The 26160-nt window shown below is 45.3% G+C and carries 17 protein-coding genes; 5 read left to right on the top strand and 12 right to left on the bottom strand.

Annotation, left to right across the window (positions count from 1 at the left end):
- Nucleotides 1–106 precede the first annotated feature (106 nt).
- Together B4E62_RS07940 and B4E62_RS07935 are read right to left on the bottom strand one after the other, a co-directional pair.
- Nucleotides 107–1057 carry an HAAS signaling domain-containing protein gene (locus tag B4E62_RS07940; RefSeq protein ID WP_331351695.1) on the bottom strand — a complete coding sequence of 317 codons (951 nt, stop codon included), beginning with the start codon at nt 1055–1057 and terminating at the stop codon, nt 107–109.
- Complete coding sequence (locus tag B4E62_RS07935) at nt 1044–1388, bottom strand: PadR family transcriptional regulator (RefSeq protein WP_310072381.1); 345 nt, start codon at nt 1386–1388, stop codon at nt 1044–1046. Before B4E62_RS07935 ends, B4E62_RS07940 begins: the two co-directional genes overlap by 14 nt.
- A 304-nt stretch (nt 1389–1692) precedes the next feature.
- Here B4E62_RS07935 and B4E62_RS07930 point away from each other — a divergent pair, with 304 nt between their 5' ends.
- Nucleotides 1693–2325 (top strand): PEP-CTERM sorting domain-containing protein, encoded by a 633-nt coding sequence (locus tag B4E62_RS07930; RefSeq protein WP_331351694.1) that lies wholly within the window; start codon nt 1693–1695, stop codon nt 2323–2325.
- 297 nt (nt 2326–2622) lie between these two features.
- On the opposite strand, the gene B4E62_RS07925 is transcribed toward B4E62_RS07930, so the two are convergent.
- Together B4E62_RS07925 and B4E62_RS07920 are read right to left on the bottom strand one after the other, a co-directional pair.
- Nucleotides 2623–3630 carry a glycoside hydrolase family 53 protein gene (locus B4E62_RS07925; RefSeq protein ID WP_331351693.1) on the bottom strand — a complete coding sequence of 336 codons (1008 nt, stop codon included), beginning with the start codon at nt 3628–3630 and terminating at the stop codon, nt 2623–2625.
- Nucleotides 3631–3782: 152 nt separating this feature from the next.
- The gene (locus B4E62_RS07920) at nt 3783–4535 is read right to left on the bottom strand and encodes a phytanoyl-CoA dioxygenase family protein (RefSeq protein WP_331351692.1); all 753 of its coding nucleotides are present in this window, start codon (nt 4533–4535) and stop codon (nt 3783–3785) included.
- 139 nt (nt 4536–4674) lie between these two features.
- Between B4E62_RS07920 and B4E62_RS07915 the strand changes: the two genes are divergently transcribed.
- Together B4E62_RS07915 and B4E62_RS07910 are read left to right on the top strand one after the other, a co-directional pair.
- Complete coding sequence (locus tag B4E62_RS07915; protein ID WP_331351691.1) at nt 4675–5790, top strand: CDP-alcohol phosphatidyltransferase family protein; 1116 nt, start codon at nt 4675–4677, stop codon at nt 5788–5790.
- Entirely contained in the window at nt 5790–6824 is a 1035-nt protein-coding gene (locus tag B4E62_RS07910) for a lysylphosphatidylglycerol synthase transmembrane domain-containing protein (RefSeq protein ID WP_331351690.1), read from the top strand. The genes B4E62_RS07915 and B4E62_RS07910 overlap by 1 nt, the downstream gene beginning before the upstream one ends.
- Here the strand turns inward: B4E62_RS07910 and B4E62_RS07905 are convergent.
- From B4E62_RS07905 to ribA, 4 genes are read right to left on the bottom strand one after another with little or no spacing between them, the layout of a single operon-like run.
- Nucleotides 6821–7198, bottom strand: coding sequence for a 6-carboxytetrahydropterin synthase (locus tag B4E62_RS07905; RefSeq protein ID WP_331351689.1), 378 nt, complete (start codon nt 7196–7198; stop codon nt 6821–6823). The two genes, B4E62_RS07910 and B4E62_RS07905, sit on opposite strands and share 4 nt — an antisense overlap.
- A 40-nt stretch (nt 7199–7238) precedes the next feature.
- Entirely contained in the window at nt 7239–8303 is a 1065-nt protein-coding gene (locus tag B4E62_RS07900) for a zinc-binding alcohol dehydrogenase (protein WP_331351688.1), read from the bottom strand.
- The gene (locus tag B4E62_RS07895) at nt 8300–9013 is read right to left on the bottom strand and encodes a RibD family protein (RefSeq protein ID WP_331351687.1); all 714 of its coding nucleotides are present in this window, start codon (nt 9011–9013) and stop codon (nt 8300–8302) included. Before B4E62_RS07895 ends, B4E62_RS07900 begins: the two co-directional genes overlap by 4 nt.
- The gene (gene ribA / locus B4E62_RS07890; protein ID WP_331351686.1) at nt 8991–9644 is read right to left on the bottom strand and encodes a GTP cyclohydrolase II; all 654 of its coding nucleotides are present in this window, start codon (nt 9642–9644) and stop codon (nt 8991–8993) included. The genes B4E62_RS07895 and ribA overlap by 23 nt, the downstream gene beginning before the upstream one ends.
- Nucleotides 9645–9906: 262 nt before the next feature.
- Here ribA and B4E62_RS07885 point away from each other — a divergent pair, with 262 nt between their 5' ends.
- Nucleotides 9907–10959, top strand: a complete 1053-nt coding sequence (locus B4E62_RS07885) for a glycosyltransferase family 4 protein (protein ID WP_331351685.1) — start codon at nt 9907–9909, stop codon at nt 10957–10959.
- Between the two features lie 3 nt (nt 10960–10962).
- Nucleotides 10963–11766, top strand: a complete 804-nt coding sequence (locus tag B4E62_RS07880) for a class I SAM-dependent methyltransferase (protein WP_331351684.1) — start codon at nt 10963–10965, stop codon at nt 11764–11766.
- Here B4E62_RS07880 and B4E62_RS07875 read toward each other — a convergent pair.
- The 4 genes from B4E62_RS07875 to B4E62_RS07860 all read right to left on the bottom strand — a co-directional run.
- Entirely contained in the window at nt 11763–13391 is a 1629-nt protein-coding gene (locus tag B4E62_RS07875; protein WP_331351683.1) for a hypothetical protein, read from the bottom strand. The two genes, B4E62_RS07880 and B4E62_RS07875, sit on opposite strands and share 4 nt — an antisense overlap.
- A gap of 236 nt (nt 13392–13627) precedes the next feature.
- Nucleotides 13628–25165, bottom strand: coding sequence for a flagellinolysin (locus B4E62_RS07870; RefSeq protein ID WP_331351682.1), 11538 nt, complete (start codon nt 25163–25165; stop codon nt 13628–13630).
- A gap of 14 nt (nt 25166–25179) precedes the next feature.
- Entirely contained in the window at nt 25180–25755 is a 576-nt protein-coding gene (locus B4E62_RS07865; RefSeq protein ID WP_331351681.1) for a hypothetical protein, read from the bottom strand.
- A gap of 77 nt (nt 25756–25832) precedes the next feature.
- A partial coding sequence (locus tag B4E62_RS07860; RefSeq protein WP_331351680.1) for a glycosyltransferase occupies nt 25833–26160 on the bottom strand: 328 nt, incomplete at its 5' end.

The raw sequence follows: 26160 nt of genomic DNA, 5'->3' as shown, positions 1-26160 counted from the left end.
ATGAGAGGGAATCCTTGCAGCGAGCGCAAAAAATCATTTCCGGCCGCGCACGCTGCTCTTGTACCGATCATAGCATAATCATTTTGCACTAGTCTGCACCCACTTGCTATGTTCGGGACAACTGCCAAATACGATACAGATTCCATCCGGCCATAAACATTAACCACATCCCCACCCAGAAAACCCCAGCACTAAATATATGGTTAGCTAGTTCCAGTATTTCTACCGGTTCAACTGACGGATTATCGGTATGGACCAGAATCTGCTCAAAGCGACTTACTTTGAGCAGGATAACAGCCGCACCCAAGTTAATTAATGCCTCCATCACCAACTTGGGGATCGTCCAATACTGATAAACCATATTCCACAATCCAAAGAGCAAGGACACAATCATTACACCCGATAACAATGGAATCCATTCCCTGACCGGATCGGCAAACATCACAGCCAAACGGGACACATGCTCCGACGGCATCCAGAAACTGTAGTTGAGCAACAATAGAAAGAACAAATCGCTCGCGAAATCCACCCCCTGCTCAGCACTGCTAATGCGCTGCCAAGACCGGCTCACAGGTGGCAACTTTTCTGGCGACCAACATTGATAAGGGTTAAACAAAGGTTTACCACCGGGAGGATTGCTGAACACATAAAAAAGACCCGTAATGACCGCAAAGGTAATTAATCCCTTCATCACCAAGCCATGAAACAAATCAATAAAATCCATACTCCCCGAATTGAGAAAGCTTATTGCAAACTGGATCAACCCCAGGATAAATACCAGAATCACACCGTAGTGCAGCGACTGCTTATACAAAGGAAATAAGTCGGCCGATACCAATTGCTGCGGCGGCAGAAAACTGGCTGCCACCTGCTGTGGATGCCCCAAGGCGACCAACACTGCGGCAACCTCTCCTGCCGTGGGTTCACGCTCCTGCTGCTCGCGAATAGACTCCAGGCTATCCAGAATATTAGCGCGTAGTTCGCGGGTAATTTCATCGCGACGACGCTCCGGCAACGCTTGCGCAACTGCATGCATGTAACGATCAATTGTTTCCATTTTCCACCTCCAAGATCTTGCCCACATGTTTATTCAATTGCTGCCATTCGGCGCCAAGGCTTTCCAACAGCACAACACCTTCAGAAGACAATTGGTAATAGCGGCGTTCGCGCCCTTCCCCTTGCTGCCATTCGCTACTCAATAGCCCCTGATCGGCAAGCCGTCGAACCAGCGGATATAGCGTGCCCTCATCTATATCGATACCCGCTTCTTGTAACTGCTTGCGCAATGAGTAACCGTAGTGGGGTTGACGCAGCGAACCCAGCACTGCCAACACCAAAATTCCCCGGCGCAACTCTTGCCGCAGCTTCTCCAAATGCTCTTCTGACATACAACCTCACCATTACTGTGCCACACACAGTAAATACTATGCGACACACAGTACCTAATTGCAAGCAAGGATAGTGAATATTTTTTAAGCAGCGAGAGGCTAAGGAGTTTAATGCGAACTATTAGTGGATAAAAATGGCACCAAAATCGTCGAAAAAGCTTACACATCAAAAAAATAGATAACTGCATCACACTTTATAAATGATTGATGTGCCTATATATTTTTTATAAGGCATAAAAATTGCGTGTTAGATTTAACGCTTATAAACATTTGAGCGACAAAACACTCACTCCAAGGATTTTTCATGAATACATTGATCAAACTGGCCGGCGCAGGCGCATTTGCTCTGGCAGCCGCAGCTGCACAATCAGCACCTATTGTTAGCTTGTCTGCCCTCGGCGAGACGACTACTTCAGTCGCTGGTGCAACTACTATCGACTTTAACAGCGGTTGCGGTTACGCAACTTGTAGCGGCGACTTTCAAATCGTCCTCGGTTCAGCTAGCGGACTCTATGCGCAACCAGCTGGCACCAATACCGAATACCTAACTGTACCCAATCCGATATCAAGCGGCTCAGCTACCTTTACCCTTGATGTAGAGTCCGATTATTTTGGCCTTTACTGGGGTTCAATCGACGCTTACAACAGCATCAGCTTCTATCTTGATGGCAGCTTGATCTCTACTTACAGTGGTTCTGACTTGGTAGGTCAATTTGCTAATGGTAACCAAGTGAACTTCAGCTCCAACCGTTACATTAATTTTGATTTCGGCAACGCGAAATTTGATACCGTTAAATTGACAAGCACCAGCTTCGCGTTTGAAAGCGACAACCATGCTTTCCGCAATTTGGCAACCGTGCCGGAACCATCTACCCTCTTATTGATATTGGGCGGCTTGTTGAGCCTGGCCGGCGTACGTCTGCGCAAGGCGCAATAAGTAGTCAAGCTAGTCACATACTCCACTTTTTCCAGAGTGTGTGATTAGTCTCCTCATACCGATCTACACCTGCTGTATTTTCATCGCCACTTCAGCAAATACACTCATTCGCAGTAGGTTTCCCATTGTAATTTCTTACTGTGCGGTCCATCACATGAAGTAATGGGTATTGCTGCAAGCATGACAACACCCGCACAAACTCTTTTTTTTCATACAAATTCCCTAAAAAAATGCCGCGCAACAAATAAAAAATTGTTGCGCGGCTTTTTACAAACAACTCATTCTTCAACAACAGCATTATTTAAATGCATCCCACACTGCGGTGGCCTTTCCGTTGTTATCCATCGCACCCAAGGTATAACCTTTCCAACCCGGGCGCGCTTCTGGCTCCCAGTAAAAAATGGCAATACCTTTACTACCACTCACCTGCCCGACTTTGGTAATCATATCGGCCACAATAGTTTTAGCTTGTGCATGATCCCAGGGCACTCCGATCTCAGCGATCATGACCGGAACACCGTAGCGGGACACCATATCATTGAGATTAGTTAAGCAAGCAGTGTTGGCCCCCTGCCAGGTATAACCCGCCGCGTTGGTGGGATAGGAAGATGCGGCAATTACATCAAACTTTCCGCCGTTAGCCTTAAGCCCATCAAAAATCCAGCGGAAATTGGCGTTGTCATGACAGTTGGCTAAATGCACAACCACTTTGGTGCTAGCAAATACACTTTTTGCCGCGTTGTAACCCGTTGCCGTAAGCCATGCATAATTTTTCATATTGACGGAAGCTTTACCGTCATCCCACAACATACCGTTGTTCGTTTCATTACCTACTTGCACCCAATCCACTGTGACGCCCGCATCTTTCACTGCTTGCAACGTATAAATGGTTGAGTTCCAGACCGCATCCATCAGTTGCTGGAATGTATAATTTTTCCAAACTGCCGGCTTGGTTTGCTTACCAGGGTCAGCCCAGCTATCACTGTAGTGGAAATCAATCATTACTTTCATTCCAGCAGCTTTGGCGCGTTTCGCTTTGGCGACTACGTCTTGCGTACTGCTGTACCAACCATCGGCAGGGTTAACCCATACCCGCAAGCGGACTGCGGTCATACCCTGCTCTTTCATAATCGCCAAAATATCTTTTTTCACACCACTGCGGTTGTAAAAACTAATGCCATTGGCCTCAATTTCCGACATCCAACTCACATCGGCCCCTTTTATAGGTGCGGCAACGCTTGCATAGGAGGAAAGAATAAAAGCAGCCGCCATAGAAGCGGTTAGAACACATTTGATAAGTCTCATATTATTCACCGTTATTGTTATTTAGTTCTCTCATCCATCCACTAAACCAGATAGACATTAATAAGGCCATCTCAGCCTCATGACATATTTATACGATAAATAAGAATTTAAAACAAGACTCCAGGAAAAGGCATTGTGGCGGCTGGCGGCAACTAAAGGAGTATTTCTGGCTGTGAGGTTGAGCGGGAGCCTGAATTGGGAGGATTGTCGGCTGAACGATAGGTAAACACCATCGAAAACTTGGGGTTTTCAGTGGTGTTGCGGCCAGCAGCGTGAAAGAGATTGCTGTGAAATAGGAGTAAATCACCCTGTTGCAGCGGCACTGCAAGCGCCTGCTGCAACAAGTGCCTGTTCTTTACCAAGTCGGCTTTGAGAAATTGTTTTTCATCCAGCTGATCTGCATCAATTTCCAGGCGATGCGAGCCGGGAATGACCCACAGGCAACCATTTTCGGCCTGTTCGTTCCCCAAAGCCAACCAGGCCGATATTAAATCAGCGCGCGCAAAATGCCAGTAGCGGCTATCGCGATGCCATCCTGTCATACTGGAAAATGCTGGCTGTTTGGTCATGATGCAATTGTGATGCGCCTGGGATAAAAAAACAGTTGACCCCAACAACTCCTGCAAAATTTCTTTAAGCGAATCACCCGTTGCCCAGTCACGCAACATAGGTGCGCGCGCCGACGCCATCAACAATCGCCGTGCGGTTCCACCGCCCACCGCAGTTCGAGAAGCGGGAGCACCGGGGTACTGGACATCAGCCTCATATTCAATTGGTATTTTATGCTGTTGTAATTCATTGCGCGCAAAAGCCACTACCGCATCGCAAAATTGTACGGTGGAAAATCCAGGCAATACCAGATAGCCGTTATTTCTGAACTCAAGAATTTGTGCAGGGGTCAACATCAGCAAAACTCAATTGGATGAAATCATCAGGGCGCGAATTAAACAACGAACAAGCCCGAGGGAAAAGCAGTTTTTACTCCCCAAACCCAAATGGGCTGTATAGGATAGCTTTCTTTGATTTTATTCAGATACCCGAACCATGTTGCAACCAATCAAACGTGAAACTCAAGCAATTGGCATTCTCGGCATAGCACTGTTGATCGTAGCCGCTATTGGCATCCATCAATTCACACACCTTAATGCAGGGCAGTGGTATTTGTTTGCGATGGCCTTGTGGATGTTTGTCGGGTGGCAATTATGGAGACGGCTCGATTTAAACCGCGTCAGCGCACAAGATGCATTATATCCAACACTGGGCTTGGCCAATCACTTAAGTATAGTGCGCGGTGGACTGATTGCATTGACCGGTGGTTTTTTGTTTCAGCCGCAAGCGACAGGATTAATGGCCTGGATTCCCGGTGTGCTCTATTGCATCGCCGCCATTCTCGACCGCATGGATGGCTATGTCGCGCGGCGTAGCAAACACACCAGTTTATTGGGCAACGAGCTGGATACCGTATACGACGCATTGGGATTATTAGTCGCGCCACTACTTGCTGTAGGTTATGGCAAACTTCACTGGAGTTTTTTATTGGTGAGCGCAGCCTATTATGTTTTTGTATGGGGATTGTATTGGCGGCGCATGCATCATTTACCGGTTTATCCACTAATGCCCAGCATGTTGCGCCGCACGCTGGCGGGCTTCCAAATGGGTTTTGTCGCCTTTATTTTATTGCCCTGTTTCCATGCCCCGCTGACTATGATTATCGGCATTGCGTTTATGCTGCCAATCCTGCTGGGTTTTATCGTGGATTGGTTAATTGTGAGCGGCAGAATTCCGGCTACTGCTACCACTCAGCAGGTATTCAATCACCTCGCACTATTTAGCCATAATATTTTTCAGCCGCTGTTGCGCGCATCAGTGCTCATCGCGACAGTGCTGTTTATATTTAACGGCAATTCTCTTTCATCCATATGGGCATCGGGTTTGCTGATCATTGCCGGTGCAACATTAGTGGGGCTGGTTGGTCGCGTATGCGCACTCGCGCTGTTAGTACTGATTACACTCTTGCACGACGACAAACAAATCGATGGCATCATCACGGTGATTATTTTTAGCAGCGTTTGGTTAATGTTATTGGGCACTGGCCGCTTCAGCTTGTGGCAGTGGGATGACCGCTGGGTTAAGCGCCGCGATGGCGAGGAGCAATCCTGATGCAGCGCGCCAAATTATTTACATTACTCTTGTGGTTAGTCGCTTTGAGTTTGGGTGCATGGACACTAGCACAACTACCACTTGCAGAAATCTCCAACAGCATTAGTTCACTTAGCACAATGCAATGGATTTTTTGGCTAGGGTTGAATGGGATGATTATTCTAGTGCTCGGCCTGCGCTGGCAACTGCTAAATATCGCGCTAGGCGCACCGATAGGACTGCTAAGGCTTTTAGCGATTCGCCAAGCGGGGCAAGCAGTGAGCTTTATTACACCTGGCCCACAATTTGGTGGCGAACCACTACAAGTCTATTGGTTATATAAATACGGCCTGCCGCTGCCCAAAGCACTTTTGTCGCTTGGTTTGGATCGCTTTTTTGAGTTGTGGATTAATTTTTCAGTGCTGCTATTGGCCGTGCTGCTACTACTTACCGGTATTGGCGACAATAGCGGCGACAACAATACCACTAGCACAATCGGCGATTGGCAAACTGCGCTGGTGCCACTACTGATTTTTTTAGGCCTGATGTTTTCGCTCGCATGGATGCTAATAAAACAACCGCAATGGATAAACAATCGCCTTGAACGCATAGCCGCGCGCTGGCAACACAATCATCGCTTGAACAATATCAATCAACACTGGCAATCATTGGGTGATGATTTACGTATTGCGTTGCGCACACAAAAAACACGTTTTCTGCTTGCGATTCTATTATCACTACTCGGCTGGGCAGTATTATTAGGCGAGCTGTATTTGATTTTGCGCTTTGTGGGAATTGAAGCAGACCTGCATAGTTTTCTTATTATTCTGGTGGCGATGCGGATGGCGCTTTTGTTACCTATGCCCGGTGGAGTTGGCACTATTGAGGCGTCTGTACTCTGGTCATTTCACGCGTTGAATTTACCTGCCAGCGCCGCACTGGGTTTAATTGCGTTAATGCGTGTACGTGATGCGATCGTATTGATAATTGGACTTGCCTGTTTGCGCGCTAGCAATTCCACCAACGCGCAAACCAAAGTGATAAGAGAAAGTTAAAATTGTTTGCGATACGCCGCCCAGCAAGTAGCGTTTTCCCACAATTTAATATTGAGCGAGCCAGTACCGGGCGGATGAATCAGCGTGATAATTTTTTCATTAATAATGCGGCTGAAATGTTCAATGCTGGGATTTAACCCGGCAAATTCTTCTTTATCGTTTAGCAGGCTATCACGAAAATAACCGACCACTTTATCCAGCGCTGCTTCTATTTCTACGATATCCACTAAATAACCGTGTTTGTCCAACTGGTTACTTTCGATACTGACTTCCGCTACATAGTGATGTGCGTGCGGAAAATTTTCACTGCCCCAATCGCCGCCGATCAGAAAATGGTTGGCGATAAAATCGCGGGTAACTGCAACGGTATACATAACAATTCCTGCCTACTAAAAAATGATAATCTGAAGAAATTTAAGAATGTGAATAAGAAAAAATAGCCTGCAGTATCTCTGCCGGCGATTGATGCAAACGTTGATAAAGCGCTGGTGCATCACTGAGTGGGAAGCGATGAGTGATTAATTGGCTGGGGTGCAAATTGCGCAACATTTGCCAACTGAGATCAAAGCGGCGGGTCTTATCCCAGCGACCACTTAATTCCGGCGCAATGCTGCTGACCTGGCTGGTAGTAATTTTTAACCGATTGCGATGCGCCTCACCACCCAACGCAATCGCTGCCGTTTTATTGCCATACCAGCTGCCAATAACAATCCGGCTGGCAAAACCACTTAACCCAATCGCAAGATTTAATGCATCAGGAGCGCCACTGACTTCATAAATAAGATCAGCGCCTTTGTTATTTTCTGCAACCGTTAATTGTTGCTTAAGCGCACGGGTATCTGCAGAAGAAAAAGGATCGAACACATTGTTTACACCGAGCTGCAAAGCGCGTTCACGGCGCAATGGCATCGCATCTACCGCATGTAATTGCGCCAGAGGGAATTGCGCCAATAAATTTGCAAGCAATAAACCCACTATACCCTGCCCCAATACCACAACACGTTCGCCCAGCGCAGGGCTGCCGTCTTGAATCAAATTCACGGCGGTTTCCATATTGGGCAAAAATACGGCATCTTCCGCTGCTATATCGGCAGGAACAGGGATAAGGTTTGCAGGTGTGGTGATGAAATGGCTGACGTGGGGTTGAAAGGCAAATACGCGCTGACCGAGCCATTTGGCATCCACATTGATGCCAATGGTTTTCACAATTCCGACACTGGCGTAGCCGTATTGCAGTGGATATTGCTGTTGATCTTGTAGCGCGGTGATAGTCGCATCGAGTGCCATATCGTTGGGGATTTGCCCGCGATACACCAGCATTTCAGTCCCGGCGCTGATCGCTGAGCATTCCACTTCGACCAGTAATTCATCTGCACACAGTGCAGCAAGAATGTGTTCGCGCACGGCAACTTGTTCAACGCCGGTAAACCAAAGTTGTTGCGCATGCACTGAGTGTTGTTTGATAAGCGTATTCGTCATGCTGCGTAATCACCATAATCCAAATTACCCCACACGATCAGGTCATCACCCAAACGCTCGGAGAAAAAGGGTTTTAGTTTGGGTAATGCGCAGCGCGATACTTTACCCAAATCATTCACGGCTTTATAACCGCCAACAAATTGCGGGGTGATGGTGAGCACCAGTGCATCAACCAGACGGGCTTTTAAAAAAGCGCTGATAACACTTGCACCACCTTCCACCATTAAACTTTTAATACCGCGGCTCCACAATAATTTTAGCGCGCGCTGCAAACATACTTGACCATCCGCATTGCCTTCCAGCGCAGTAATTTCCAAACCTTCAATCACTGTGCCCTGGTCATCAACGGTGGTTAACACCCAGCAGCGTTTATCCGGCAAGCAACACAAACGTGCTTTTGCGGGAATGCGCAATTGGCTATCCAATACAATTGGTTGTGGATTGTGACCAATCCAGTGGCGCACGGTGAGCTGTGGATCGTCACTCAATACGGTGCCTATGCCGACCAAAATGCCGTCGTGCATGCTGCGCAATTGGTGCGTTAAACGCAGCGACTCATCACCACTCAATGCGAGCGGTTCGTCGCAGCGCAGCGCAATACTGCCATCGAGGCTCTGTGCATAGCTGAGGGTAACAAAGGGCCGGTCGAGCGAACGAAAAGCGTTTTTATTATCGGACAGCCAGTCTTCAATTCGTTGGTTGAGGTTCATGCAAATCACTGTGATGGGATGAAACAAACGGCTTGCTAAATAAAAGATGATCCATACGCTTGGCCTTGGTGATCATATACCCCTGATTTTCAGCGTTAACTGCAATCTCCAGCGGGACACGCGCAACCACCTTGATGCCTTCGGCCTGCAAGGCGTTGATCTTGGCAGGATTATTGGTCATCAAGCGTACTGATTGCACACCCAAATCGTCGAGAATGCAAGCTGCTAGCGAGTAGCTTCGCTCGTCAGCACCATGACCCAACATCAGGTTGGCGTCAACTGTATCGTAACCCTGGTCTTGTAAATTGTACGCCAGCAACTTTTGCTCAAGGCCAATACCGCGCCCTTCCTGACGCAGGTAAATCACCACGCCCAATCCTTCGCTTGCAACCAACGCCAATGCGCGATCCAATTGCTCACCGCAGTCACAGCGCAATGAACCCAGCACATCACCGGTAAAACATTCTGAATGGACGCGAGCCAACACAGCCTCTGCCTGCGCCAGATCCCCCATATAAAAAGCCAGATGCTCTTTATTGTCCGAGGTATTGGTGTAGTAACACAATTGGAAATCCCCGTACCGAGTGGGAATTCGAGCGGCTGCAGTGCGAGTAACAGATGGTTTTGACATACACAACATCTTCAATGTGAAAGGTAATATCTATACGCAGGCCGCGATCTTACGGCTCAGTATCGCAATAGGCAAGGCAAGTTCCCGATTAGTATTGATCTGCGCACAACACTGCTTTTTATGCTCATAATTCAACAGGCAAGTGTATATTTTTGCTGATAAATGGCCAAATCCAGCCAGTTAATTTACTGGCAATACACCCGGCACTGGTAGAGAATTGTGCGGCTTTGTTTAACTAAAAAATTCAACGAGCGTTGCGGTAATGGCTGAACTTTTTTTTGCAATCCCTGGCGATATCAACACCTTGACCGGTGGTTATTCCTATGACAGACGATTGATCGCAGAGTTGCAAGCACTGGGTCACAAGATTGAACATCTCCACTTATCCAATCGCTTCCCGGTACCCGATGCAGAAGCGCTCGCCGATGCTGCCGCGCAATTTGCTGCCCTGCCCGACCAAGCCATAGTGATTGCTGATGGCCTCGCTTACGGAGTCATGGACACTATTGCTATACAACATGCAGCACGTTTGAATATTATTGCACTCTGCCATCACCCACTGATGCTGGAAGCAGGTTTATCGACTGCGCAAATGCAGCAACTTTTTTTAGCAGAGCAACGCGCGCTTAATGCGGCAAAAGCGGTGATAGTCACCAGCCATATGACCGGTAAAATTCTCATCGAACAATTTGCGATTCCCGCCACAAAAATTGTTGTTGCACTGCCAGGCACTGACCCACAAACATTTGCGCCCTGCAATGGCAATCCGCCGGTACTGTTAACTCTGGCAACACTGACCCGCCGCAAAGCCCATGATCTATTGATTGATGCACTCGCCAGAATTAAACACCTCGAATGGAGCGCGCGTTTTGTTGGCGGAATGAATTTTGATCCTGCATGGGTTGCACTGTTAAAAAATAAAGTGGCCACTTACGGGTTGAAAGAGCGCATCCTGTTTGTCGGCAATGTGGCCGATTCAGCCAGCGAATATGCCAATGCCGATCTGTTTGTGCTGCCATCATTATTTGAAGGCTATGGGATGGCGTTTGCGGAAGCGCTGAGCTTTGGTTTACCCATTGTGGCCGCGCGCACCGGTGCGGTACCTGCGGTTGTGCCCGATAGCGCCGGTATTTTAGTTGCACCAGATGATTTGATTGCGCTCACAGATGCGCTGCATAAATTATTGGCCGACACATCCTTGCGCAAACAATTCCAAACCGGCGCACAAGCTGCTGCACACCATCTCCCAAACTGGAAAGATACAGCGGCAGTAGTCGCACACCTGATTAATCAAACGAACAGAAAAAGTGAGTAACCAATGAGTAGTTTTTCAATCGCATGGCTGGATTTACGTGAAGGCGCCGATTTTGCCGCGCGCGATAAAACACTGGCAACACAAGCGCTGGAATGGCTTGGCCAGGCAACTGACCCTGTATCACCCGACCGCATTATTGTTGACCTGGGTGCAGGTACTGGCTCCAGCTTGCGTGCACTGAATAAATTGGGCGCAAGCAATATTGTGTGGCGACTGGTGGACCTGGATGGAAAATTATTGGATGAAGCCCTGCGCCGCCATGGCAAACAATATTTAATTGAAGATTATCAGGCGGATTTGAACATTGTGGGTGAACTGCCACTCACAGGTACACATATAGTTTCTGCCTCGGCCTTATTTGATCTCGCATCAGCTGCATTTATTGATGCATTGATCGATCGACTCGATGCACGCAAAACCGCCGTCTACGCAGCGCTGAATTATGATGGCACCACCACATGGACACCGGCACATCCGCTCGATGAAAAAGTGTTGGCCGCATTTAATCAGGACCAACGCCGCGATAAAGGTTTTGGGCCTGCACTCGGCCCCGAGTGCACTGGCTACTTGCAAAAAGCACTGGAAAACAAAGGCTATAACGTCAGCCTTAAACCCAGCCCTTGGCAATTGGGAGCAAAAGACCAGCCTATGCTAAACGAATTAATTAATGGTATTACCGCAGCAGTCAATGAACATTATGGTTTAACAGAAAGCGAGCTGGACGATTGGAAAAAATTTCGGCTTACCAATATTGCAGAGGGTAATTGCACCATTGGACATTGGGATTTATTGGCGCTGCCGCGCTAATGCGCGGGCAGTGAAAAAGTCTCTATTAATCTATTGCGCAACTCATCCATGCGCCACACAGGCGCATCGGCCGCGGGCAACATTCCCGGCGTCCATTGCCAATGCGCTACCGCGTCTATCACCTTCGGATCGCGCGCAATTAAATGGATTGGTACATCGCGCGCGCTGCTTGTCAGGTGACCGCTATCACCCGTCACAATAGGCGCGGGCTGATGATCACCCAACACCAGCAGCACCAAATTATCATCGCCATAATTCATGACATAAGACGCAATGGTTTGCAGCGCATATTCAATGGATAAACGAAATTGCAAACGAATGCGCACGCTATCTTTCCAAACTTCTTCCGGGCTATCACCACTTATCGCTTGCTCATTAAACACAGAGCCATCGCCAACAGAATGCCAATCGATTAATTGCGGAACAGGTGTCCAGGGGGCATGGGATGAAATCAACGCAATTTCTGCCATTACCGGTGTATGCGCCAATTTAATAGCGGGCTTGGCAAGCTCACGCGCATGAAACGCGGCGAGAGTGAATTGATCGGGCATGGTGACCCAATTAAAAGGTTTGCCCTGGTAACCAAGATTATACGCATCATAAATATGCTCATAACCGTAATAATTTCCCTCTGGCCAATCCATGGTAATTGCAGGCATTACCGCTACAGTCCGCCAACCCGCTTTGTTAAATAGACGGTTGAGCGATGGTCGCTCGCTGATCATTAAACTGTTGTAGCGAATCTGGTTATCAATCCACAAGCCCGACATAGCAGTGCCATGTGCAAGCCAACTCAACCCACCCACCGTCGGCGAGGTTAAAAAACCGCTGCGCGCTGTAAAACCTTTCTCCGCTAATTCTCCCGTGGTGCGCTCCAGCAAGGGACTGATCTGCGGCGCAAATTCAGGATTATCCAACACCGTGCGGCCATAGGATTCAACAAATATCACCAGCACATTTTTGCTGCGCAAGAGAGCAAATAAATTTGCATCAGTGGGGGCAACCGCATCAACCTTAGCCAACTGCGCATTAAATGATTTGATATCCGCTGCAGTAACAAGAATATCGCGCGCATGCGCGGCCAAGTGTTGATAAAACGCTACTGATGCGCGCGGAGATTCAACAAAAAATAATACCGACCAGAGAGCCAACCCACCCACTAACAAGGTCGCAGACTTGCGCACTGAAACACACAACACTCCTTGTGCCCGCCCCAACACCCAGAAAGCACCTGCGATAATTGCCAGCACCAGCAACGCCAGCAGCACTGCCACTAACAATGCCCCAGCCTTACCAATTGCCCCGTTGAGCAAATTCATCCCGTTAGCAAATAAATAGCCATCAAATACCGGATTAAACGGTCGCGCAAACACCTTGAAAGTCGCCATATCCGCACATTTAAAAATGACGCCCAAAGCCAGGAGAGCAGCCATCACCCAACGCACAACCAAGCCGATACGACCAGGCGGCAATAGCAATAGACCGACAAGCAATAATTCAAGTGGAAAAACCAGGAGGGATGAAAAGTGAATATCAGTGAGGCGATTGGGGATAATCAAGGTAAAGATCACCAGCAGTAACGCAAACACACTGACAATTGCAGAGCAATAACGTGAAACTGACATGGAATTATTCATTATAAATGTGAGTATTAATTGACAGTATTCTGCCCACCGGCATTAGTCGGCGCCAATGCAGTATAAATGTTGATGATTGAAAATACTCTTTTATATTTACCGCTATAGTACTGATGCAATCTATAGAAAGCTTTTTTGAGAAGAAACTACATTAAAAAATAAGAACTTACATCCGGCTACTCATATCGATAATTGATATTTTCGCCGGACATAATAACCAAGATTTAACTACTAGTAGCAAGTATAACCTGATGCTGATCAACAGAAGCTATGCGATTACGTATATCCACTCCAACGGCTGGCTCGAATGACGCCATAGCCTGAATCAATGCATTAATATCAACATTGCCCGATATGTACCGATCTCTATTATCTGGCAGAGTTGCAGCAAAGGAATCTGATGTGGCACTGGCAATAACCGTCTCTGTATGACTACCAAAAGCAGCCAATGATGCCTTTTCACTTGCGTAAGCAGCGACCGTTTCGAGAATTCCAAGATTGTTAGCAAACTGGGGCCTAGCCAACATTTTATTTGCCATGGCGGGAGCAACCACAGGTCTAATTGGAGAAACATTACCCGCTGCATCTTTCGCTGTAACATTTACCGTTTGATTGATGGCTAGTGCGGTCCCTAAAGTGATGGTGTAGGCCCCAGTTGTTGCGTGAGCCGTGAATTGACCCAACTTTGTACCCGCGGTGTTTTTTACCTCAACCACACTACCCGGCTCCGCAGTACCCGTAATGATTTTACGGGAAGTATCAATACTAGCTGTCGGCGCTAAGGGCGCTGTTTTATCCGGTGCAACGATAGCTTTTATTGCCGAAATATTTCCAGCTGCATCTTTGGCAGTAACGTTAACGGTTTCTTTATTGATTAGCGCTGTGGTCAGCGTAATCGTGTAAGCACCAGTTGTTGCGTTTGCAATAGCTGTTTTTAACTCAGTACCAGCTGCATTTTTAATACTAACTGTACTACCTGCTTCAGCCACGCCGGTTATGATTTTTCCTGTCGGATCGAAACTCGCAGTGGGAATTGTTGGCGCTGTTTTATCCGGTGCAATAATGGCTCTGATGGCAGAGATATTGCCTGCTGAATCTTTTGCAGTCACGTTAACGGTTTCTTTATTGATCAAGGCCGTAGTCAACGTAATCGTGTAAGCGCCGGTGGTTGCATTTGCTATGGCTGTTTTCAATTCGGTGCCACCCGCATTTTTAACGCTAACTGTACTACCTGCTTCAGCCACACCGGTAATGATTTTTCCTGTTGGATCGAAACTCGCAGTGGGAATTGTTGGCGCTGTTTTGTCAGGGGCATTAATGGCTTTGATTGCCGAAATATTTCCTGCTGCATCTCTTGCGGTAACGTTTACGGTTTCCTTATTAATTAACGCTGTGGTCAGCGTAATCGAATAAGCACCTGTTGTTGCGTTTGCGATAGCCGTTTTTAATTCAACTCCGCTCGCATTTTTAACGATCACCGTGCTACCCATTTCAGCTACACCACTAATTATCAAGCCAGCGGCATCAAAACTTGCTGTTGGTATAGAGGGTGCGGTTTTATCCGGTGCAATCAATGGTGTCACTGCAGAAACATTTCCCGCAGCATCTTTTGCGGTAACACTAACTGCTTCCTTATTGATTAAGGCCGTGGTTAGCGTAATTGTGTAAGCACCGGTCGTGGCGTTTGCTGTAGCCGTTTTTAATACGGTGCCGCCTGCATTTTTAACACTGACAGTACTGCCTGCCTCCGCTACACCGGTAATAACTTTGCCTACCTCATCGAAACTCGCGGTCGGTGCTGTTGGTGCCGTTTTATCGGGAGTTTTAACAATTTGAGGAGCCGATGTATTTCCTGCCGCATCACGGACAGACAAAAACAGATCTTCTCCCGTTAAATAAACTTTATCCAAAGTTATATTAAAATATCCATGGACGGTATCGGTATTGCCTGCACCTACTTGGAAGCCATCAGAATCATGAATAAATACCGCGGCACTTTGTTCTGCACGCCCACCAACATATAGCCAGCTGGCGTCACTTCTAATTTCAAGCGGTGTAACCCATGGAATAGTTTCATCCAATAATGGCGCATCATCAAAACTTATCGATGTATCATCAAAAAATTTAACTGTTTCGATTTTTCCATCTAGATATGACGCCCTACTATCCAAATTCCATCCGGAAAACTGTATTTTATCATAAGGTGAATGCTTAAAAGTAACTACAACCCCGCCATGCTCATTAGTAAAAATGATGTCATCCTGAGTAATTCCAATGCCAAATTCAAGAGTATCTATTCCAGAACTATCGACAACCTTATCAAATCCATCTCCTAGATTAAAACGATATGTATCATGCCCACCCTGGTCGGAAATTACATCATCACCAAGCCCCCCGATATGAATATTGTTGTCTATGCCATCGGTGTACTCATTTTTAAGAAGATCTATACCTGCACCACCATCCAACAGATTATTTCCATTTGTATGCAATGCATCGTCACCATCGCCTCCAAGCAAAGAACTTAGTCCACCCTCTGAGTACAAATCATCATTACCGTCAAAACCGATTAACGAAGTATCGCTATTGGTGTAAAGAAGATCGTTTGCATTTGTGCCAATATTTGTCATCAACCTTATTTGATCAAAAGTTAATGTGGTACCATCGAAAAACCTAACCAAATCAACGCGATTAGTTATTACACCATCAGAAAAATAGTTATAAATTGAAATTTTATCTTGCGTTCCCTTAATCGATATTATCAATCCCTCACCGCGAAAATGAACGAATGAAAGATCATCAATGACAATACCATCACCTAATTGCAAGACATCTGGTTTGACGCCAACTTTATCCCAAACACCTTCAATTGTATCTGAGCCATAACCTCGGCCAAAATTGAAGATGTCGCCACCAACACCTCCATCCAAAACATCTGATCCCGCACCACCATCAAGAATATCGTCACCTGAGCCAGCATAAATACTATCCGCACCTAAACCGGCCGATATGACTTCATTCACCGCATAACCATAAATTGTATCGTCACGTTCAGTAGGAACCAAAACCATCGACTTAACAGCAGCAATATCCCATACATCTCCCGATGAAAAAGATATATTCTCTATTTTATAACCAGATGTCCCATCATTCCGGAAGTAGTTTTTTATCATCAAACTGGCAATAGAATCATGAGCAATAAGAATCAAATCAGCGCCTGAACGTCGAGCCAAAATATCTGAAGGTAACAATCCCTCTTCAATCTTAATAGTATCTATTTTGTTTGCAGTATTGTCATTGCTATTAATGACATCATGCCCAGATCCCTTTCCAAAAATATAAATGTCATTTCCGATGCCCCCATCCAGAGAGTCGTTACCAAAACCGCCATCAATCGTATCGTTTCCTGCGCTACCTGACACAGTGTCATCGCCGAAACCACCATTCAGAATGTCTCCACTTGCGGTACCAATTACAATACCCCCTTCTACAAAAGAAGCAGTGGATATGCGATCTCTTATAGATTGACTATTCCACACTTGGCCATTATCAAATTGTATTTCCGCCAACGAGGGGGTATCGAACATAACAATTGAATCGCCCTGATTATTTACCTTAAGCACAATATAGTTATTATTAATATTTAAAAATTCTATCTGATGGGAATATATTCCAGCACCAAATCTTAAAGTGTCATTTTGATAAAAATGCATCGTATCCTGCCCAGAACCCACATCAAACTGATAGATATCAGCTCCATCGTCTCCCGACAGATTATCATTTCCTGTGCCGCCTTTAAGCGTGTCAATGCCCGTGCCGCCCCTCAATAGATCGCTACCTGATTCACCTTCTATAAAATCATTTCCACCATATGTATATATTTCATCATTTCCCGCACCACCCTTGACAACATCGCCTGTAGCGAAACCATGAAGGAAATCATTTGCCCCAGTAGAGCTCAGGACACTTGACTTGATGTAATCAACATCCCACTCCACGCCGTTGAAAAATTTTATTCTTTCAACCGCGTAATTACTATTTGCGTCATTTTCAAAATACCTATCAATAGAAAGAGAACTACCTCCATTACTGCTGGATAGTAAAAGAGAAATTTGTCCTGCATGTGATACTTGGGATATGGATAAATCATTAGGGTTTATTCCCTCGCCAAATTTAATGATATCGACATTGACTCCGAAAGGATCAATATCATCATTCAGGATTCTATCGTGTCCAAAGCCTATTTCAAAAAAGTAGGTATCTGAACCTTGCCCACCATAAAGCAAGTCATCACCAGCACCACCGACTAATAGATCGTCCCCGACACCACCAACCAAGCTATCTTTCCCGTGCCCACCGCTCAGGGTATCGTTGCCCCCCGCTCCATCAACCATATCATTGCCAGCAAACCCATTCAGCGATTCCGCTTGCACATAACCATAAATTACGTCATTAGATGAAGAACCAAGTAAAACTTGCTGCTTCACATAATTAATATCCCATACTGTTCCATCAAAGAATTTTAGGTTTTCTACCGCATAATTGGATAATACGTCCTCGGAAAAGTATTTCTCCACAACAAGCCTATCCACTCTCCCCTGCACTGCAATCATCAAATCTTCACCAGCACGGGTAAGCAAAATATTTTCGACTGTGATCGACTCATGAAATTGAATCGTGTCGGCATGCAACCCAAGAGCCCCCCAGTCACGATATGCATTATTGATAGAGTCGGAACCATAACCTACAGAAAACACGTAAGCAGTAGCACCGATTCCCCCCATTAATTGGTCATCACCACTACCTCCATCTAACGTATCAAAACCAGCACCGGCTGTAAGTACGTCCGCCCCTGAGAAACCACTGATATAATCATCGTCATTGGTACCTTGCAAATTATCATTCGCGTTAGTTCCATCAATAACGTTAAGCCTTCTAAGTTTGGATTTAATTTTTGTAGAATCCCATTCTTCACCGCCAAAGAAAATTATTTTTTCAATAGCACCTGATACAAAGTTGCCAGCAAAATCGAAAGAATCGCGTACAGTAATTCCACCACCATCTGCCAGAGAAATTATCAAATCATTATTAATTCGCCAAATGGTGATGTCACCCGATGAAATGCCTTGACCTAATTCAACGCGGTCAATTCCCATTGAATCTTCAATAGTGTCATTGCCGTCACCTAATCCATATTGGTAAACATCATCACCTGCACCTGCAATTAAAAGGTCGTCACCACGCCCTCCAATAAGGACATCTTTCGAGCTCGTGCCAACTAACGTATCATTGGAAACCGTGCCGGTTAAAATGAACTCACCCGACTTGTCCACTTCTGCTTTTATTTTTACACTATCCCATATGCCACCGCTCAGGAATTTAATCGATTCGACCGCACCAGCCATGAAATTACCTGTCGCATCGAATGCACCATTTACAGTGATAGTGGAATTATCTTTTAATGTGATGAGTAAATTATTTTCAGCGTCACGTTTCAGCCTGACATCAGCCTCCAAAATATCTGTACCCAATTCAATCTGGTCCGCACCAGCGCTATCAACAATGACATCACTACCATCACCTAATGCATAACGATAAACATCATTACCCGCGTAACCAAACAATTGATCATTGCCTTTCGCGCCGCTCAAGATATCGTTAGTGTCAAAGGCATGAATAGTGTCATCGCCATTCGTTGGTTTGAGCACCTCTTGTATAATGCGGGTAAAGTCCCATATACCGCCGCTCAGGAATTTAATAGATTCAACCGCACCAGCTAAGAAATTACCAGTCGCATCGAATGCACCATTTACAGTGATAGTAGAGTTATCTTTTGATGTGATGACTAAATTATTTTCAGCATCACGTTTCAGCCCGACATCAGCCTCCAAAATATCTTGGCCCAATTCAATCATGTCAGTTCCAGCACTATCAATAATGACATCAGCGCCATCACCTAAGTCATAGCGATAAATGTCATCGCCCGCATAACCAATTAATTGATCATTGCCTTTCGCACCGCTCAATATATCGTTGGTATCAAAAGCATGGATGGTGTCATTGCCGCTCGTGGGTTTGAGCACTTCTTGTGTAATGCGAGCAAGATCCCATTCCGCACCCGAATCGAACCCGATGGATTCCAATGCGCCGTTCATTTCCGGTGAGGAAATATATTGCTCAGGTATAACGAGCGAGAAATTTTTTGTGGGACCAGTGGATATTTCAGGAAGTACAGACTCAGCCGATAGAGAAGCATTGCCATAATCCGACCCGGCAATTGAGCCGGTATCGGTATCAGAGAAATTAAGCAATGTTGGGTATAGCGAAAAACCGACTGTTAAAAAATGGGACTCGAAGGATGCAAGATTATTCCACACCCCCGACATACCACCATGTGCAGCACTTACAGTGGTAAGTGCCTGATCTAATGTTTTACCCGCTTTTAGTTGATCAAACACCTCTTTAATGCCAAGCCCACCTTGGTCGCGAATTTCTTTATCTAACAATTTAACCGCAATATAACTGACAGAATATCCAGCCCCGATGCCCGGTGAGCCAACAGTGGTTTTAAACAATACATTGAAATTATGTTGGATACCAATAATGCCAAGATCAGCCGCAACACGCTCATCCGCACCATGAATAAATTCAGCAACACCTTCATTAAACCAGCCAGGCAACACCGAAGTATTCATGTTACGCGACATCACTGCATGCACCATTTCATGCGCGATAATGCGGTCGTAATATAAATAACCATCACCATTTGGCAGGCCAGTAAAATCAGCTAAATCAATCACCAATTTGACGCTTGTACTCGTATTAACACCTTGGGTGTAGATTGTCTCTACATGTGCGGCGTGGCCACCCACGGCATCCATTTCAAACTCAAGCAGCATGTTACCGCTACCGGTTAATCCATAATGGGTTTCAATCAATGCCTCGGCTTGTGATAACCAACGATTTTGTAATTGCTCAATAATGCCGACTATCCCAGGCGCGACAACATTGGCGGCTTTTACGTCAAAGGCATTTTTGATGGTGATACTGTCGCTAGTATTAATAGTTAACTGTAAATCCGCTCCCACACGACGTGCAAGAACACCACTTTCCGCAATACCGGTTAATTGCAAACGATCTATTCCATTTACATCCTGAATAACATCCTTGCCGTCACCTAATGCATATTGATAAGTATCATTAGCCGCACCGCCATTCAGTTGGTCGTCACCCTCATGCCCCATAAACGTTTGATTGGCGTTATCGCCCATCAACACATCATTGCTATCTGTGCCGATAAATACATGGGCTTGATTGCGTGCAAGTTCCGAGGCAATACGCTCCGCATTCCATACGCCCGTATTGCCAAAATGAATTTCTTCTATAGCACCTGTCGTTAATGCACCTTGCGCATCAAACATGGCGGTAACGGTAATACTGTCGGTATTGTTAATGCGAATGATGAGATTATTGTTGGTATCTTTGCGCAGGCTAACGTGTGCTTCACTAATACCATCCGCTAAATGAATGTGATCATGGCCATTTAGATCAGTGACGATGTCTGCACCGTGATTGAGGGCAAAGTGATAATGGTCATCGCCCTTATCGCCTTGCAATTTGTCGTTGCCCTTGCCACCGATAAGCGTGTCATTACTTTCGTAGGCGGTGAGCACATCCAAATAATCAGTGCCTGTTAAGGTGCTGCCTTTTTCCGCTTCTTGCAGAATCCGTGTTAAATCCCATTGGGTTTTATTCGCGAATTCAATAGATTGAATCGCATTGCTGTCAATCACTTCACCTGTGATGGTATTGAACATACCGTTGACGGTGATGCTTTCTCCACTGGCAACCAGTACCAATAAATTTCCATTGCTACGGCGTAGAATTATTTGCTCAGGCGCAATACCTTCTGCAAATTTAATTTTATTATTGCCACCGCTTTCAGTGATGGTGTCTTGCCCATCGTTAGAGCGAATAACATAAACATCGTCACCGCCATTGCCGATAAGTGCATCATTACCTTTGCTGCCAAGGAAAGTAGAGCCACCGGCATGTGCTGTTAAGGTGTCATTACCCAAACCGCCCACCAGCATGCTGCCCGCAGCTTGGGCTGTGCGTGCGATATCGTTAGTTAAGCGCGCGGCAATCACATCATCCATAGCAACAGCGTTGGTGTTTATACTGCCGATTTGTGCTTGACTAATGAGAGTTTCTGCTGAATCTCCAAACACTATCTGATTGATTGTGTCGTTTAGGCCATTAACGATAATTATTTCTCCATTGCCCACACGCAGGATTAAATCTTGCCCCTGTGCATTAAGGCTAATTTGTTCGAGCAGCGTTGCACCGGCAATTGCCAAGGTGTTGTTGCCGTTGTCATCAAACAGACTGATGGTGTTCGCGGGTTCGTTATTTTGCGCAGCTGTTGGAGTGATGTTAGGTAAAATATTCGCATTTTGCACTGGCGATGCATTAGCAGCAGCTTCCAGCTCGCTGTTGGTAAAGACAAGATTTTCAATAATATAAATGTCGTTATCTTGGCCTCCTCCCCAGCCTCTATCTTCAACATCGCCAACAAGGATATCATCGCCGTCACCACCGAGAAGTGTATCAGCCCCAGCTCCACCTTCCAGGTAATCATTGCCCTGCCACCCATTAAGATTATCGTCTCCCTTTCCACCCAGCATCAGATCATTGCCACCGCCAGTGCTCATGTGATCTTCAATCAAAACGTCGTTGCCATCACCGCCCAGTAATATATCTGCACCGTCTCCGCCGCTTAGTGTGTCGTTTCCGATTCCACCATCAAGTAGATCATTACCTTGCTCACCATAGAGTGCATCATTGTCCTCACCGCCATACAGCTCATCACGACCATACCAGCCTACGAGCAAATCATCGCCCTTATCACCAAATAAATAAGAGTAGGTTGTATTGACAATACTTTCTGCTGTGACGCCTTGAGGCAAAGGGACATGCAATAGTTGTAGTGAAGATGGGAGAAACAGTTTTTCGCCGTCATTTACATTAGGATTACTGTAATTAAATTCGCTGTTTTTGGACGCTTTAATATATGAATAAAGTGAGATGCCGCTGCCTTTTGTCTCAGCGGGATCATGTAATGGTTCGGGATCAGTGAACACAAATTCATAAGTCCATCCATTACCCAGCGCCGAATTACCCGTGTAGGTTCCAGGCTCTACACCTGCCCAAGCAGACATGGTATAGAGATTTATATCGCCTTGTAGCTCTTCGTATATTTTAAAACCCGAAATTAGATGATTGAGCAAATCACTCCAACGAACAATATCATCAGATTTGTTATCATTATTAATGTCCGCTTGGGTTTCCCCAATATTCATGTGTACATTAGCAAGCAGCATATCTTTACCATCGCCACCATGCCATTCTGCACCTGACCAGGCACGGCCAGTAATGACATCATCACCTTCACCGCCATCAATGTAATCATCACCTCTGGTGCTCGGTAATGGATCTTCTGGAATAATAAAATGAATACTTTCGGCGGTTATCCAATCATTACCGCCATCACCGTATAAACGATCCGCACCGTAACTGCCGGCAATGTAATCTTTACCTTCGCCTCCGTGAATTTCACTTGCTACATAATTGCCGATCTGTTCCATACCACGATCATCTAGGTATTTACCACGCTCTGCATAGAGTGCATCGTTTGCGCCAGTTCCACTAACGTGTTTTACGCTTGCTACCTCTTCGGGTTCAAATTCAGCAAGGTTAATGCCGAGTTCGCCTTCCTTCCAATTTTTAATATGGATGCTGTTGTTGCGATTTGTTAAGGACGTCACCAATAAGGATGTGCTTCCACCTTCGTCAAACTTTATAACTTCTACGGTATTGGTTGAGTCACGATGCGCAATGCCATCTTTCACCGTTTGTTTGACTGAACTCAGGGTTACTCCATCGATTACAATAGTTCCACTGCCATCGCTATCGATAACAATGTCGCGGCCGAAGTTGCCATCAAAAACATAAACATCCTTTCCTTGACCACCTTTTAATACATCGGCGCCTTCGCCACCAGTCAATTCATCAACGCCTGCACCGCCATCAAGAACATCGTGACCTTTTAATCCATTGAGTTTGTCATCACCACCTAAACCATAAATGCGGTCGTTGCCATTGCCGCCGACAAAACCGTCGGAGCCGGTATTGGCTGGAGTGTTGCTTTCATTGGTGCCAAACACGAACCGAGGAGGATAAGGCTCCTCGTTTAAATCGTCCCCATCGATAAAACCCGAATAGATCTTTCCTGAATCACTATAAGAGTTACCAATGCTGATATAAGCACCATTTTTGCCAAACCAATCAGTGCTGTTATCAGAATCTGTGTTATCTTCATTGCGCTCTATCAACAGTTGCAAGTATCTTGCTCTGTCTTCATACCAACTATCGGAAAAATTGGCCTTTCCATTTTTACGCTCCTCAATTGTCAGATTAGAGTCAGCCTTCCACATTGAATAAAGTGTGAAATCTAGCTGAGATAGAATTGCCTCACTTCCATCCAGCGCATAAGGCAACCCATGATATAAAGAGAGAAATTGACTCCAATTAGTTTTAGCAGCATTAGAATTTGTTGACGAATCAATGAGAGTTACATGCCCCTTTAAATTAACAAAATGTCCGCTCTCACTAAGCTCTTTTATATTTTCATATAGCTTTTCGCGCTTTTCCAAGTCACTTTTCGACCCCACAGGCGTAAACTGAATGTTTTCACCCATCAATAACTTACGCAGTCCATCAAGCATATTCTCGAAGGTGTTTATCCCTTCGTTAGATGATCGTTGAATGATGCGCATCAAGATGCCAGATGGATCAGCCTTTTGAGTCGGATCTAATGTCGCAAACAATTTCATTAAGTTTAAAGAATCAAGGCTATTTACAACACTGTGATTAATACTCAGCCCATCGAGAAGTGGAATCGTGCCAACCTCCTGAGAGATATCAACAATAGTGCCAGGCTGCGCACCACTGACAAGATGAACAAGATCACCCTCAGCATTTATTGATGTAACTTTAGACCCATCAACAATAGAAAAACCCAAATCAACTAATTCATCCTGTCCATCTCCCAGTGGATTGATCCACACCCTATCAACACCTGGAGCATTTATCGTAACAACTCTATTCACATTATTTGGAAACATAGAGGCAAAAGCATAGGCCAGGTTTCCACCCAAACTGTGACCAGTGATATCTACAACTTCATTAACACCAAGCACACCTAGCCCAATGTCGGACCTAAGCATGTCTGCAAAAGCAGCGACATCCCCAAACAATCCCCAAAAGGAATCACCCAGTTCATATATTCCCCACAATGCATTAACTTCAGCCAAAGAATAGCTAACATCGACACCTGCTGGTGTTGTTATTCTTTTCCAATATCGATACAAATCAAGCGCTTGGTCTGTAGCAAATCCCTCAGGACCAATGTCCGTTAAATCTGCGTCTACAAAATCATTCCATATCTCTTCGCTTCCGCGAATTGCAAGAATTTTATTTCCACCATCCGATGGCTGAAGTAGAACAGCCTGAAATCCAGATTCATTATGTACGCCGGATTTTGGCACCAGCGAAAACTTATTCCCTAACTCAATTTTCTGGACTTCAGTAAAACCACTTTCCTGAGTGCCAACTAAACCAGCAAATGAACCGCTCAACACATTGCCATATGAAGCCTGTGCAGCAGAAATATATTTAATTAATAGTTCAATATTCCACATGATCAAAAATCTCCTTAATCTTCCTGTTGAATAAATGCTGAATTGAATGCAGCCCAATAATCATCATATGTAAGCCTGTCACTAACTACTGGTGAGTCGCACAAAAGATATGGATTCATATCTAAGGGGGTGTAATCCCTATCGAAATTTGCATATGAAAACATATAAAAACTGAGAACTTTACCTCCTGACTCGTCAACAACCTCTCTACCAGAGACACTTAATCTCTGCTCTCCGTGAATGGCTTTTGAGATATTCACCAATTTATATGCTGTCTTCATACTCATATCTGAAGGACTCACCTCAAAAGAAGTGAGTTCATAAGGCTTTCCCGAGTTGTATTTGACATCAAAATATTCGTCACCATCTTTATAGCGTGCGAATGAAACATCCTTAAGCGCTGAAATTTCCATAGCATCAGCTCTAGAAGGCACAAACCAAGCACTCTTTTTAACTATGGGCTTATAAAAATGAAAGCCAGCTTCTTTTTTGCAATACTCCTTAAACTTGAAATATCCTTTGACATTATCAGAAAAAACATAAGCCAAAAAAAATGCAAAAATAATGAATAGAAATTTAAATATACGCATAAAATAACCATTAAATTAAATTTTTATAAAATCACGTAGGATGCATGAATAACATTCATATATCAGAACTTTGCTACTCAAAATATTAAATTAGAATTAACCCAACACTTCTGCCGCAGCAAACTTATTGAGCTGAGGTCATACTGTTGCAAAATAAGCCCTCTAGCAATTTCGCCTAATCGTTGTCTTTCTAGCTGACTCGTTAATAAGAAACTCACTTGCTCAGCAATTACATTCACATCAAAAAAACCCACCAACAAACCCGTTTCATTATGCTTAATCACTTCCCGCACCGGCGCCGTATCACTCGCCACAATCGCACAACCTGCACTCATCGCCTCCAGCAAACTCCAACTCAACACAAAGGGATAAGTCAGGTATACATGCACGGTGGACAATTGTAAT

Origin of the sequence: Cellvibrio sp. UBA7671 (genome assembly GCA_002483145.1) — a bacterium.
GTDB classification, from domain to species: domain Bacteria; phylum Pseudomonadota; class Gammaproteobacteria; order Pseudomonadales; family Cellvibrionaceae; genus Cellvibrio; species Cellvibrio fibrivorans.
Note: the sequence above shows the minus strand (reverse complement) of the source record. Positions and strands in the feature narration are given on the sequence as shown.

What these genes read in the sequence shown, in the direction of transcription:
- B4E62_RS07940 (WP_331351695.1), bottom strand. Translation starts at nt 1,057, where the DNA reads ATGGAAACAATTGATCGTTACATGCATGCAGTTGCGCAAGCGTTGCCG.
- B4E62_RS07935 (WP_310072381.1), bottom strand. Translation starts at nt 1,388, where the DNA reads ATGTCAGAAGAGCATTTGGAGAAGCTGCGGCAAGAGTTGCGCCGGGGA.
- B4E62_RS07930 (WP_331351694.1), top strand. Translation starts at nt 1,693, where the DNA reads ATGAATACATTGATCAAACTGGCCGGCGCAGGCGCATTTGCTCTGGCA.
- B4E62_RS07925 (WP_331351693.1), bottom strand. Translation starts at nt 3,630, where the DNA reads ATGAGACTTATCAAATGTGTTCTAACCGCTTCTATGGCGGCTGCTTTT.
- B4E62_RS07920 (WP_331351692.1), bottom strand. Translation starts at nt 4,535, where the DNA reads ATGTTGACCCCTGCACAAATTCTTGAGTTCAGAAATAACGGCTATCTG.
- B4E62_RS07915 (WP_331351691.1), top strand. Translation starts at nt 4,675, where the DNA reads ATGTTGCAACCAATCAAACGTGAAACTCAAGCAATTGGCATTCTCGGC.
- B4E62_RS07910 (WP_331351690.1), top strand. Translation starts at nt 5,790, where the DNA reads ATGCAGCGCGCCAAATTATTTACATTACTCTTGTGGTTAGTCGCTTTG.
- B4E62_RS07905 (WP_331351689.1), bottom strand. Translation starts at nt 7,198, where the DNA reads ATGTATACCGTTGCAGTTACCCGCGATTTTATCGCCAACCATTTTCTG.
- B4E62_RS07900 (WP_331351688.1), bottom strand. Translation starts at nt 8,303, where the DNA reads ATGACGAATACGCTTATCAAACAACACTCAGTGCATGCGCAACAACTT.
- B4E62_RS07895 (WP_331351687.1), bottom strand. Translation starts at nt 9,013, where the DNA reads ATGAACCTCAACCAACGAATTGAAGACTGGCTGTCCGATAATAAAAAC.
- ribA (WP_331351686.1), bottom strand. Translation starts at nt 9,644, where the DNA reads ATGTCAAAACCATCTGTTACTCGCACTGCAGCCGCTCGAATTCCCACT.
- B4E62_RS07885 (WP_331351685.1), top strand. Translation starts at nt 9,907, where the DNA reads ATGGCTGAACTTTTTTTTGCAATCCCTGGCGATATCAACACCTTGACC.
- B4E62_RS07880 (WP_331351684.1), top strand. Translation starts at nt 10,963, where the DNA reads ATGAGTAGTTTTTCAATCGCATGGCTGGATTTACGTGAAGGCGCCGAT.
- B4E62_RS07875 (WP_331351683.1), bottom strand. Translation starts at nt 13,391, where the DNA reads ATGTCAGTTTCACGTTATTGCTCTGCAATTGTCAGTGTGTTTGCGTTA.
- B4E62_RS07870 (WP_331351682.1), bottom strand. Translation starts at nt 25,165, where the DNA reads ATGTGGAATATTGAACTATTAATTAAATATATTTCTGCTGCACAGGCT.
- B4E62_RS07865 (WP_331351681.1), bottom strand. Translation starts at nt 25,755, where the DNA reads ATGCGTATATTTAAATTTCTATTCATTATTTTTGCATTTTTTTTGGCT.